General features: G+C 65.4%; 9 protein-coding genes and 1 pseudogene. 7 read left to right on the plus strand and 3 right to left on the minus strand.

The window, feature by feature from the left end:
• Nucleotides 1-28 precede the first annotated feature (28 nt).
• On the minus strand, nt 29-1,048 hold the full coding sequence (locus ACJ8AT_RS24265; RefSeq protein WP_407740214.1) for a tetratricopeptide repeat protein: 1,020 nt from the start codon (nt 1,046-1,048) through the stop codon (nt 29-31).
• A 150-nt stretch (nt 1,049-1,198) separates the two neighbouring features.
• Between ACJ8AT_RS24265 and xth the strand changes: the two genes are divergently transcribed.
• The 6 genes from xth (at nt 1,199) to ACJ8AT_RS24295 (ending at nt 8,144) form a co-directional block, all read left to right on the plus strand.
• Nucleotides 1,199-1,969: an exodeoxyribonuclease III gene (gene xth, locus ACJ8AT_RS24270; protein WP_407740223.1), complete on the plus strand. Its 771-nt coding sequence runs from the start codon at nt 1,199-1,201 to the stop codon at nt 1,967-1,969.
• A gap of 105 nt (nt 1,970-2,074) precedes the next feature.
• On the plus strand, nt 2,075-4,441 hold the full coding sequence (locus ACJ8AT_RS24275; RefSeq protein WP_407740215.1) for a hypothetical protein: 2,367 nt from the start codon (nt 2,075-2,077) through the stop codon (nt 4,439-4,441).
• 168 nt (nt 4,442-4,609) lie between these two features.
• Entirely contained in the window at nt 4,610-6,241 is a 1,632-nt protein-coding gene (locus ACJ8AT_RS24280; RefSeq protein ID WP_407740216.1) for a GMC oxidoreductase, read from the plus strand.
• A 144-nt stretch (nt 6,242-6,385) separates the two neighbouring features.
• A complete protein-coding gene (locus ACJ8AT_RS24285; protein WP_407740217.1) occupies nt 6,386-7,075 on the plus strand; it encodes a dual OB domain-containing protein in 690 nt (229 codons plus the stop codon).
• Nucleotides 7,076-7,086: 11 nt separating this feature from the next.
• Nucleotides 7,087-7,707 (plus strand): DUF488 family protein, encoded by a 621-nt coding sequence (locus ACJ8AT_RS24290; RefSeq protein ID WP_407740218.1) that lies wholly within the window; start codon nt 7,087-7,089, stop codon nt 7,705-7,707.
• Nucleotides 7,707-8,144 (plus strand): DUF488 family protein, encoded by a 438-nt coding sequence (locus ACJ8AT_RS24295; RefSeq protein WP_407740219.1) that lies wholly within the window; start codon nt 7,707-7,709, stop codon nt 8,142-8,144. Before ACJ8AT_RS24290 ends, ACJ8AT_RS24295 begins: the two co-directional genes overlap by 1 nt.
• A gap of 122 nt (nt 8,145-8,266) precedes the next feature.
• On the opposite strand, the gene ACJ8AT_RS24300 is transcribed toward ACJ8AT_RS24295, so the two are convergent.
• Nucleotides 8,267-10,660 (minus strand): glycoside hydrolase family 31 protein, encoded by a 2,394-nt coding sequence (locus ACJ8AT_RS24300; RefSeq protein ID WP_407740220.1) that lies wholly within the window; start codon nt 10,658-10,660, stop codon nt 8,267-8,269.
• 226 nt (nt 10,661-10,886) lie between these two features.
• On the opposite strand from ACJ8AT_RS24300, the gene ACJ8AT_RS24305 reads away from it, so the two are divergent.
• Nucleotides 10,887-11,579, plus strand: a complete 693-nt coding sequence (locus tag ACJ8AT_RS24305; RefSeq protein WP_407740221.1) for an alpha/beta hydrolase — start codon at nt 10,887-10,889, stop codon at nt 11,577-11,579.
• A gap of 22 nt (nt 11,580-11,601) precedes the next feature.
• Here ACJ8AT_RS24305 and ACJ8AT_RS24310 read toward each other — a convergent pair.
• Nucleotides 11,602-11,696: pseudogene (locus ACJ8AT_RS24310) on the minus strand (OmpA family protein); the annotation flags it as partial.

Raw genomic sequence — 11,696 nt, forward strand, 5'->3', positions numbered from 1 at the left:
CGTCAGCACCGCTGCCCGCGCTAGGGGCTCACTGGCCCGGGTCCTCGGGGAGCAGCCCCTCGGCGGCGCTGCCCTGGGAGCCCGCCGCCGCAACGCCGAGGCTGGCCACCTTGCCCATCCGGTTGGAGTTGACCCGCGCCTTGACGTACCGAGGCGAGAGCCGGGTGGCGGTGGCGTAGGCCGCCTGGGCCTCCTCGGTGCGGCCGAGCCGCTCATAGGCCACCCCGAGGTTGTTATGCACATAGGCCACGTTGGGCAGCAGGGCGGCGGCGCGGGCGAGCACCTCGGCGGCCTTGGCGTTCTCGTTGGCGCGCAGCCAGGCGAGCCCGAGGTTGTTGAGCGCGTAGCCATGCTCGGGATCCAGGTGGACGGCCTGCTGGAAGCGGAGGATGGCGTCGGGGAGGTTGCCCGCGGCCAGGTGAGCACGGCCGAGGACCTGGTAGGCCTCGGGCTCCTCGGGCTCGCGCGAGACGGCCTCCTCGCCCACGCGGACGGCATCGGCATACCGGCCCAGGGAGACGAGCAGGCGTGCCTGCTGGACGAGCGGTGAGGCGTCCTCGGGATTCAGACGGCCGAGCCGCTCGTAGGCGAGCACCGCGAACGCCGTCTGACCGGTGAGCTGTCCCAGGCGGGTGATGGTGCCGAGGATCTCCTCATCATCCGGAGCGTCGTACAGGGCGCGCCGGCTCTCCGTGAGCGCCCCCGAGAGATCGCCCAGCTCGCGCAGCGTCCGGGCCCGAGCCACATGGTTCACGCGGTTCAAGTGCTCGTGGGCGAGGCTCAGCGCATCGACGCGCGGCTCTGGATACACCGCCTCCTCGACGGGCGCGGGAGCGGGGCTGAGCGCCGGGCGAGCCAGCGAGGGGAGGGCGGAGCTCGGCGTCTTGGAGGGCAAGGCCTGCGCTACAGGCATGTCGGACGAAGTAGTCCGCGAGGAGCGCGAGGCTGCGAGCCCCTGATGCGCGGCGAAGCCGAGGGCGGCCAGCGCGGGCACGAGGGACTGGAGCAGGCGGGACTTCGAGGGACGGGACTTCGGGGACTTCTTCATGGCGGTCTCCTGCCGGGGCTCATTGCGATGCCCATGCCAGGAGGAATTCCCTCGAAAGCGGGGAGAAGTGCGGCCCTCGGGCCACACGAGCGACAGAGGCAGGGGGAAAACCGTGGAAGGGGCGCGGGTGACGTGCAACGGTGCCGCGCGATGAAGATCGCCACCTGGAACGTGAACTCGGTGCGGGCTCGTCAGGAGCGCTTGCTGAACTGGCTGAAGAGCCACCAGCCGGACGTGCTCTGCCTGCAAGAACTCAAGTGCCTGGAGAAGGACTTCCCCGCGGAGGCCGTGAGCGAGCTGGGCTACCACGCCGCGCTGAACGGTCAGAAGACCTACAACGGTGTCGCCATCCTCTCGAAGACGAAGCCCGAGGACGTGCTGCAGGGGCTCTCGGACGACGTGGAGGATCCGCAGGCGCGAGTCGTGGCCGCGACGGTGAACGGGGTGCGTGTGGTGAGCGTGTACGCGCCGAACGGGCAGTCGGTGGACTCGCCGGCGTACGAGTACAAGCTGGAGTGGTACACGCGGCTGCGGCGCTACCTGGACACGCGCCACAAGCCGGAGCAGCCGTTGGTGCTGTGCGGCGACTGGAACGTGGCGCCCGAGAATATCGACACGTGGGATCCGGCGCTGTGGGAGGGGCAGACGCTCTTCACGGTGAGGGAGCGGGACGCGCTGCAGCGGCTGTGCGCGTTCGGGCTGACGGACACCTTCCGCAAGCTGTACCCGAACGAGCAGAAGTTCAGCTGGTGGGACTACCGGATGCTGGCGTTCCCGAAGAACAAGGGCCTGCGCATCGACCACATCCTGGCCACCGCGCCCATGGTGCAGCGGCTGGTCAAAGTCGAGGTGGATCGCGAGGAGCGCAAGGGCAAGCAGCCCTCGGATCACGCGCCCGTGGTGGCCGAGTTCAAGGACTGACGCCGCGAGGCCGCATCTCGGGCGGCCGGGCGCACGAGCCGATCTCCGGCTGTCACATCCCTTGGCGTGGCGCTCCTTCCAATCTGGTCATGAAGGAGGCCACACATGATGAACAGAGGCTTGCACCAGCGGAGCTTTCAATCCCTGTCTCTCAGGGACGCTCTCGAGGCGCGCAACACCTACCACGTCCACCTCACGAACATGGACAACGTGGTGGCCACCGCCATCGGCCGTTTCCGCTTCCGGCGTGACGAGCTGCGAGACATGCCGATGGACGGTCTCCGACCGCACGGGCCCGAGCGCTCCTCGAAGCGCAAGGAGCCTCGCACGCTGATGAACTCCTATGCGCCGCGGTGGGCCCCGGCCTGCGTGCTGGTGTTCGTGAAGGAGTGGCTCTCGCCTGAGGAGTTCCGGAGCCGGCCCGACCAGATCGTCCCCAGCTATCTGTACCTGCCTGACGGGCGCGTGGTGCCGACCTGCGTGGTGCATGTGGAGGTGCAGCCGCGAGCCCCCGCGCCCACGGCCACCCCGAGCTTCTCGTCCTGCCTGGTGGGTGGCGGCTATTCCGTGCTGACGGATTCCCAGGGGCAGGAGCACCTGGGCTCCATCGGCTGCCTCGTGACGGACGGCAACAGCGTCTATGCCCTCACCAACCGGCACGTGGTGGGAGCGCCAGGGACGGAGCTCTACACGCTGGTGAACGGGCAACGCATGCGCCTGGGCGTCGCGGACGAGCGCCGTATCGGCAAGCTGCGATTCGAGGAGCTCTACGACGGCTGGCCGGGCACGCGCGCCTTCGTCAACCTCGATGCGGGGCTCATCCGCATCGATGACCTGCAGCACTGGACGACGCAGGTCTACGGGATTGGCGAGCTCGGCGAGCTCGCGGATCTCCACCCCACCAACCTCACGCTCGACGTGATCGGCCGGAAGGTGTGCGCGTACGGCGCGGCCTCGCAGCGCCTGGAGGGAGAGATCCTCGCGCTCTTCTACCGGTACAAGTCGCTCGGCGGATACGACTACGTCTCGGACCTGCTGATCGGCGGCCGGGAGGGCAAGCCGATGCAGACGCTGCCCGGAGACTCGGGGACGCTGTGGCTCCTGGAGGAGGCCGAGGAGGCCGAGCCCACCGCCAAGGGCCGCAAGCCCCACGAACGCAAGCCACGGCTGCGCCCCATCGCCTTGCAGTGGGGTGGGCACGTGCTGCTGGACTCGGGCAGCTCCGGCAAGAGCGAGTTCCACTACGCGCTGGGCACCAGCCTGAGCAACGTCTGCCGGCTTTTGGAGGTGGACCTCGTCCGGGACTGGAACCTGGGGCACGTCGAGTACTGGGGCGAGATGGGGCACTACACCATCGGCGCCAAGGCGTGCGATCTCGCCTCGGATCCGAAGCTCAAGAAGCTGATGGCGGCCAACCGGGACCGGGTCGGCTTCAACGAGGAGATCCTCCAGGATCCGGCACAGTACAAGCGCGGCTCGAACCACTACCCCTTCGTGCCGCTGGCGGACGTGGCCGATGACGTGTGGCGGCAGACTCCGGGCCGCCAGAAGGACGAGAGCAATCACTTCTCGGACATGGACGAGCCGGGGCAGGGAAGGTTCGAGGGGATGGATCTGCTCGAGCTGTCGAAGCAGCCGGAGAACGTGCACCCGCGGATCTGGAACGAGTTCTACGAAGCGATCGGCGCGGAGAAGAAGGGGAGCCTGCCGTTCCGCGTCTGGCAGATCTACGAGGAGATGGTGCGGTTCGCACGCGAGGGGGATGCCGCTCGCTTCGTCGCGGCCGCGGGCATCCTGGCGCACTACGTGGGGGACGCCTGCCAGCCGCTGCACGTCTCGCGGCTCCACCACGGCTTCCCGCCGCTGAAGAAGGGCACCGTCCAGTACAACGTCCACGCGGTGTACGAGACGCAGATGCTGGACCAGAAGGCGGCCGAGATCCTGGAGGGGATCGCCCAGCGGCTCAAGGGCGTGAAGGCCGAGGCGGACGTGAAGGGCGGGCATGGGGCGGCGGTCGCGGTGATCGAGCTCATGCGGAGCACCGTCGCGGCCATGCCCCCGGAGAAGCTGGTGCAGGCCTACAACGAGGGCACGGGTCCCAAGGACCGCATCGAGCGGCTCTGGGAGGGCTTCGGAGATCGCACGATGGACGCCCTGGCCGCGGGGGCGCTGCGCCTGGCTTCGATCTGGGAGAGCGCCTGGGCCGAGGGGCAGGGAGCGCATTCCGTCCAGGAACTCGGGGCCATCAGCGAGGATGCGTTGCGGCGGCTCTACCAGCAGACCTCCTTCCTGGAGTCCCTCACGCTGGAGGAGATGGTCGATCTGTTGGGCGAGGTCCCCACGACACCCGAGGAGGAGCCTCCGGTGGAGGAGCATCGACGCCCCGCTCGGCGCCCACGGACCTCGCGGCGGACCGTGTCCTCGACCCGGCGCACCACGGGAGGCCGCCGGGCCCGGAGCAGCCGGACGTAAGCCGGTGCCCAGAGAGGAGCCGAGGGATCGGTCGAGGGCGCGCCCGGGAGGGGCCACGGACGCAAGGGGCATGCCCTGAGGGCTTGAGGGCTCAGGAAGGGCTGCCCCTTCGCACCGTGTCTAAGGTAGTGAGAGAGTCCCGCTGCACGATTCAGGGATGAGGACTCGATGGACTGCGACTGGCTCATCATCGGTTCGGGGTTCGGCGGCAGCGTGAGCGCGCTGCGGCTGACGGAGAAGGGCTATCGCGTGGTGATGCTGGAGAAGGGCCGGCGTCTCCAGGCGAAGGACTTCCCGAAGACGAACTGGAACCTGAAGCGGTGGTTGTGGATGCCGCAGCTCGGGTGGCGGGGGCTGTTCAAGATGACGTTCTTCCGCCACGTCACCGTGCTCTCCGGCGTGGGAGTGGGAGGCGGCTCGCTCGTGTACGCGAACACGCTGCCCATCCCGAAGGACTACTTCTTCAAGAATGGCGAGTGGAGCCAGTTGGCCGACTGGAAGCAGGAGCTGGCGCCGCACTACGAGAAGGCGCAGAGGATGCTCGGGGCGACGGTGAACCCGCTGAGCACCTACCCGGATCAGATCATCCAGGAGGTGGGCCAGGAGATGGGCCGCACTGACTTCCAGCCCACCACCGTGGCCGTGTACTTCGGCAAGCCGGGCGTCACCGTGCCGGACCCGTACTTCAATGGCGAGGGGCCGGAGCGCACCGGCTGCAACTCGTGCGGCGGCTGCATGCTGGGGTGCCGCTTCGGCGCGAAGAACACGCTGGACAAGAACTACCTCTACCTCGCGGAGAAGCGGGGGCTGACCATTCACGCGGACACGGAGGCCACGTGGGTGCGCCCGCTCGCGGGCGGCGGCTACGAGGTGGAGGCGCTGGAGGGGGCGTCCACCTTCTTCCGGCGCAAGCGGCGCTTTACCGCGCGCAACATCATCTTCTCGGGAGGCGTGCTGGGGACGGTGGACTTGCTGCTGAAGCTGAAGGTGAGCCCGGACGGGTTGCCGCGGCTCTCGGACCGGGTGGGCGATTTCGTCCGCACCAACTCCGAGGCACTCATCGGAGTCGTCACACCCAAGCGGGACAAGGATCTGTCCCGGGGCATCGCGATTGGATCCATCCTGCACACGGACGATCACTCGCACCTGGAGCCGGTGCGCTACTCGGCGGGCTCGGGCTTCTTCCGGATGCTCTCGGCGCCGTACGTCACGGGCGAGGGGCCGATGACACGGCTGGCCCGGCTGATCGGGGTGATGTTCCGCAATCCGCTCAAGATGCTCAGCGTGATGGTGGCGCGCGACTACTCGAAGCAGTCGATCATCCTGCTCTACATGCGCACGCTGGACGGGTACCTGAGCATGAAGCGCGGTCGCGGGCTGATGACGGCGCTGCGCAAGGGGCTGACCACGGTGCTCAAGGCGGGGCCAGCTCCCACGGCCAACATCCCCGAGGCGGCCGAGCTGGCCCGGCGGGTGGCGGACAAGGTGGGCGGTATGCCGATGAGCCTCGTCAACGAGACGGTGCTGGGCATCCCCACGACGGCGCACATCCTCGGCGGGTGCTGCATGGGAGGCTCGGCCGAGACGGGCGTCATCGACGCGCAGCACCGCGTGTATGGCTACGAGGGCCTCTATGTCGTCGACGGCTCGGCGGTCTCGGGGAACCCGGGCGTGAACCCGTCCCTGACCATCACCGCGCTGGCCGAGCGGGCCATGACGTTCATCCCCGCGAAGCAGCAAGTGGAGCAGGGACACACAGAGGCCAAGACGGAAGTGCACTCCTCATCCGCAGTGGGGTAAGATGTAGGACTCTTGCTATCTTATGAGATTGACTAGCATATTTGCCGAAGGACTGGGGCTCCATGGCTGCTATGGCTCGACCACTTGGTATGGGGCTGAAGTGATAGAGGGAGCTTCGTCTGAGGCCGAAAACCGAGGCAAAGAATGACGACTTATAAGACCTTCGTGTGTTTCGCTAATTCGAGGAAGTTAGCAGGCAGGTGTGTCGCTGGAAAGGAGTGGCGTAATAAGAAACCTGGTCAGTGGCTTAGACCGATTAGTGACCGCCAGCACGAAGAGATTTCAGCATACGAGAGACGGTACCAAGATGGGAGCGATCCCGAGCTTCTTGATATTATTAAAATTCCACTGTTGGACCCGCGTCCCAGAGATCATCAGGTTGAGAATCACCTGATTGATTCGAGCCAGAGCTGGGAAAAGGTTGGCAGACTGGAGTGGGATGCGCTGGAAAAGTGGGTTGATTCTCCCAAGATTCTCTGGCGGAACAACTCAAGCTCGCGTGCAGGGTGCAATGATCGAGTGATTCTGGCCGAGGCGCAAGCATGCTCTGGATCGTTATATCTGCTGAAGCTTGACTCCATGTCTATACAGGTGTTTGCGCCTGGTGCGTCCTTTGGTGACTCCAAGAGACGTGTTCAAGGTAAGTTCTACTACAACAAAATACTCTATGAATTGTGGATTACTGATCCGTTAGTGGAGAAACAATACCTAGCCGAGTCGGATGGTGAGTACGAGGTTGGAGAGTCTTACGTGACGGTAAGCCTGGGGGAGATGAACAAAGACGGCTACTGCTACAAACTTGTAGCGGGGTTAGTCACGCCTGACCGAGCGTGACGTAGGTGGTCATGATTTCCTCAAAGCCAATTTTTACAGTGGGACATTCAACGCACACGGTAGAAAAGTTAATACATCTACTTCAAGCCCATGGAGTTACTGCGGTGGCTGATGTGCGCTCTAGTCCGCGCAGTACGCTGAATCCTCAATTCAACCGTGAAGCACTTCAGAAGTCTCTCAAAGCTCAAAGAATAGCGTATGCCTTTCTTGGGAAAGAGCTGGGCGCTCGGTCGGAAGATCCGGGTTGCTATGAGGATGGTAAGGTCAAGTACAGGCGCTTGGCGGCGACTTCGTTATTCCGGCAAGGTGTTGATAGGTTGCGCAGGGGCATGGAGAATTATCGAATTGCGCTGCTATGTGCAGAGAAGGAGCCTCTTTTTTGCCATAGGGCGATTTTGGTTGCGCGAGAGCTTCAGTCTCTTGGTATTTCGGTTGAACATATTCATGGTGATGGTCACCTTGAGAGGCACAGCGAAGCCATGGTGAGACTGCTGGATTTGCTTGGTTTGGCAGAGAAAGATTTTTTCCAATCCGACGCGCAGTTGTTTGAGCGGGCCTACTCTCTGCAGGAGGATAGAATTGCCTATGTTGATGGGAAAATGACTGGCATTGGTGCTCGAGAGGTGAGTTGATGAAGATCTATACTATTGGTTTTACGAAGAAATCGGCCGAAGTTTTCTTTGGTAAACTTCGCGCTTCGGGGGCAAGGAGGCTTATCGACACAAGGTTGAACAACGTTTCTCAGTTGGCTGGGTTTACGAAACGTGACGACCTTCAATTTTTTCTCAAGGAGATCTGCGGTATGGAATATGTTCATCTTCCTGAGTTGGCTCCGACGCAGGATATGCTTGATGAGTATAAGAAGAATAAGGGGGATTGGCTTGTGTATGAGAGGAAATTCCTGGATCTTATATCAAAGCGGCAGGTCGAGAACGCTATTTCTCGCGATGTTGTAGAAAATAGCTGTCTTCTATGCAGTGAGGAGAAACCCCAGCATTGCCATCGTCGCTTGGTGGCTGAATATCTTCAGTCTCGCTGGGAAGGAATTGAAGTTATTCATATTGTTTGACTGGACCTGGGGATGTTGTGTTGATGGTGGAACATGATGCCCGCTTGTGAGTGCCAGGATTTGTGGCTGGCCTGAAACATAGATGATGCTTTCAGGTGAGTGGTAGCCGATTTTGCTGGCGCTTAGACGTTCACCACGAGCCGGTCCCAGTTCGCGCTCATGGGGACCTCGAGGACGCTGTCCTTCCAGGAGCCCAGCTCCAGCGCGCCCGTGACGGAGCGCACGCCCTTGAGGCCATAGAGGAACAGCGTCTCTGTCTTGCGCACGGGGGCCAGGTTGCCCTGGACGCGGCGCTCCAGCACGAAGCGGCCCCGGTCGAAGCCTCCGGTGATGGAGGAGGTGCGGGACTCTCCATACCCGTCGCCCTCGTCCTCGTAGAGCCGGGCGCGCACGTCCGGGCCGGCGTGGATGTGCCACTCGATGTGCTCCCAGTTCGCCGTCGTCGTGTGCAGCGCCGGCTTCGTGAGCGCGATCGCTCCGCCCGCTCGCAGCCAGATCGGCACCGTGTCCAGCGGGCCCTCCGCGATGATGTGCTGGCCTCCCTCGCGCACCGCGCGGGCCTTCTCCAGGTTGGGCCACTCCAGCCACTGGCCCTTCGGCAGGTACACCATCCGCTTCGTGTGGCCCGGCTTCGTCATCGGCGCCACCATCAAGTCCCTGCCGAAGAGGAGCTGATCGAATGCCCGCAGCGCCTCCACGTCCGCCGGATCCAGCATGAGCAGCGGCCGCAGCACGGGCAGCCCCGTCTCCGAGGCCTCGTGCATCAGCGAGTACAGCGTGGGCAGCAGCCGGTACCGCCGCTCCAGCGCCGCCTTCGCTAGCGCCAGGTGCTTCTCTCCGAAGCGCCAGGGCTCCTGGAAGGGCATCGGCTTCGCCGCGTGGTTACGCATCAGCGGGTAGAACGTGCCCAGCTGCGTCCACCGCGCGAACAGCTCCGCGCTCGGCCGGCCGATGAAGCCCGGGATGTCCACGCCCGTGAACGCCACCCCCGACAGCCCTAGCCCCATGAGCATCGGCATCGACAGCACCAGATGCTCCCAGTAGCTCGAGTTGTCTCCCGTCCACGCCGCCGCGTACCGCTGGATGCCCGCGTACCCCGCTCGTGTCAGCAGGAACGGCCGGCGCTCGGGCGCATGCCGCCGGAAGCCCTCGAAGGCCGCCTTCGTCATCGCCATGCCGTAGACGTTGTGCACCTCCAGGTGCCTTCGCTTCCCGTGCCTCGCCGCGTACGGCAGCGTCTTGCCCTCGCGCCGCTTGGCCTCCTCCATCCGCCCGCCCATCGCCGACACACTCCCGGTGGCCTCGAGCAGCTCGAAGCACGCCGGCTCATTCATGTCGTTCCAGAAGCCCGAGATGCCCTGCTCGAGGAACTCCCGGTGCCAGTCCCCCCACCACTGCTGCACCTCGTCCCGAGTGAAGTCCGGGAACACCGCCGGCCGCGCCCACACCTCGCCCACCAGCACGTCTCCGCTGTCCGCCCGCACCAGATAGTCCCGCTCCTTCGCCTCCTCATAGGTGGGGTAGCCGGGCTCGGCCTTCACGTTGGGGTTGATGATGGGCACCACCCGCACGCCCGCACTCTCCGCCTCGTGCATGAGCCCCTGCGGATCCGGGAAGCGTGAGCGATCCCACGTCCACACCTTGTAGGCATCCAGGTAGTCGATATCCAGGTACACCGCGTCCAGCGGCAGCCCCCGCGAGCGGTAGGCCTGGATCACCCCTTGGATGTCGTCCGCGCTCTCGTAGCCCCAGCGCGACTGCTGCGCTCCCAGGCTCCACAGCGGCGGCAGCGGGGGACGTCCCGTCAGCGTCGCGTACCGGCGCACCACGTCCGCCGGGTGCGGCCCCACGATGAGGTACACGTCCAGCTCCGGCCCCCAGCTCTCCCAGCGCACCCGGTCCGGCTCCCCGTACGCCACGTCCACCTCGGAGCGCCACGTCTCGTCCAGGAAGAAGCCCCACGCGATGCCCTCGCGCAGGCCCAGCGAGAAGGGGATGGAGATGTAGAGCGGATCCGTGTCCGGGTGGTGCGGCATCACGTCCGTGTTCCAGAACGTGAGCCGCATCCCGCGCTTGTCCAGCGGCCCTACCTTCTCGCCGAAGCCCAGGTACGCCTCGTCCTCGGGCGCGTGCAGCGCCAGCCTCGCCCGGTGGTGGTTCAACGGCATGTTGGGAGAGGACTCGCCGGACACCGACTCGCACCGCGCGAGCACCCGGCCATCCGTGTCCCGGAAGCTCCAGGTTCCGTTCGCCGAGGACAGCTCCAGCGCGGCTCCCTCCGCGGTGATGTGGAACGTCTCTCCGTCGCGGCGGACCTGCAGCGGCCGGGCCTCGTCGGCGATCACCGCCCAGGACTGCTTGGAGGCGAGCTGAGGGTGCGCGAAGCCCACCCCCGCCGAGGAGGGCGCGTGCCGGATGCGCAGCACCCCGGGCAACGGGCAGCGGACCTCGAGCGCGGCTCGCGCTCCCCAGAGATGCAGGCGGGTGGGCTCGACGGAGGAGTCAGTGAGGCGCATGGCCGCGATTGTATGGATGCTGGCCGGGCAGGCGAATGCAATCGGAACGAGATTGGGGGAGGCCGGCGTTATCGCAGGAGCGCCGCTTCGTGACGCAGTGCAGTGCTCCGAAGGTAAAGGCCGCGGATGAGCCCTCTCCGGGAACCCGCACCTCGTGGCCCTCGGATACGAGCCCAAGGAATCCGGAAGGACAGTCATGGCAATGAGTGGAACGAGCGCAACCCGATTGAACCCGAACCTGGCTCGCCAGGGACGGCTGGAGGCGCGGCCTCGGCTCGTGAGGATGCGGGAGCCTCAGCGGGGGCTCCTGCCGCTCGGGCTCGGAGGCCGGCGTGATGGCTTCGTCTACGTGCCCGCGGGTTATCGCGTGGACCGGCCCGCGCCGCTGGTGGTGATGCTCCATGGAGCGGGCGGAAGCGGGCAGCAGGGCCTGGGCATGCTCCAGGCGTTCGTCGAAGCCGAGGGCTTCATCCTCGTGGCTCCGGATTCCCGAGGCCCGACGTGGGATGTCATCCGCAGGGAGTACGGGCCGGACGTGGAGTTCATCGATCAGGCGCTCTCCTGGATCTTCGAGCGCTATGCCGTGGACCCGGAGCACATCGCCATCGGTGGCTTCTCCGACGGCGCCTCGTATGGCGTGTCGCTGGGGATCTCCAACGGAGACCTGTTCACCCACGTCCTGGCGTTCTCGCCGGGGTTCGCCGCTCCGGCGGAGCAGCACGGCGAGCCGCAGGTCTTCGTCTCCCACGGGACCCAGGACATGGTGCTGCCCATCGATCCGTGCAGCCGGCGCCTCGTGCCCCGGCTCCAGGCCGTCGGCTACGACGTGCTCTACCGCGAGTTCGATGGGCCCCACACCGTGCCCACGGAGATCGCTCGCGAGGCGGTGCAGTGGTTCCTGGCCGCCCCGAGGAGCTAGCGCCGCCCGGAGCGCGCCTCGCTCAGAACCGGACCTGGATCTCGTAGCGCCGGTTCTTCGCCTTCTTCGCCGGCGTGTCATCCGGCTTCACCAGCATCTGCTCCGAGCCGCGCCCGA

It is taken from the genome of Hyalangium sp. (assembly GCF_045802625.1).
Taxonomy (GTDB): Bacteria; Myxococcota; Myxococcia; order Myxococcales; family Myxococcaceae; genus Hyalangium.

Bases quoted from the DNA above. Each gene is read 5' to 3' on its own strand.
- ACJ8AT_RS24300 (WP_407740220.1), bottom strand. From the start codon at position 10,660: ATGCGCCTCACTGACTCCTCCGTCGAGCCCACCCGCCTGCATCTCTGG.
- ACJ8AT_RS24295 (WP_407740219.1), top strand. From the start codon at position 7,707: ATGAAGATCTATACTATTGGTTTTACGAAGAAATCGGCCGAAGTTTTC.
- ACJ8AT_RS24290 (WP_407740218.1), top strand. From the start codon at position 7,087: ATGATTTCCTCAAAGCCAATTTTTACAGTGGGACATTCAACGCACACG.
- ACJ8AT_RS24285 (WP_407740217.1), top strand. From the start codon at position 6,386: ATGACGACTTATAAGACCTTCGTGTGTTTCGCTAATTCGAGGAAGTTA.
- ACJ8AT_RS24275 (WP_407740215.1), top strand. From the start codon at position 2,075: ATGATGAACAGAGGCTTGCACCAGCGGAGCTTTCAATCCCTGTCTCTC.
- ACJ8AT_RS24265 (WP_407740214.1), bottom strand. From the start codon at position 1,048: ATGAAGAAGTCCCCGAAGTCCCGTCCCTCGAAGTCCCGCCTGCTCCAG.
- ACJ8AT_RS24280 (WP_407740216.1), top strand. From the start codon at position 4,610: ATGGACTGCGACTGGCTCATCATCGGTTCGGGGTTCGGCGGCAGCGTG.
- xth (WP_407740223.1), top strand. From the start codon at position 1,199: ATGAAGATCGCCACCTGGAACGTGAACTCGGTGCGGGCTCGTCAGGAG.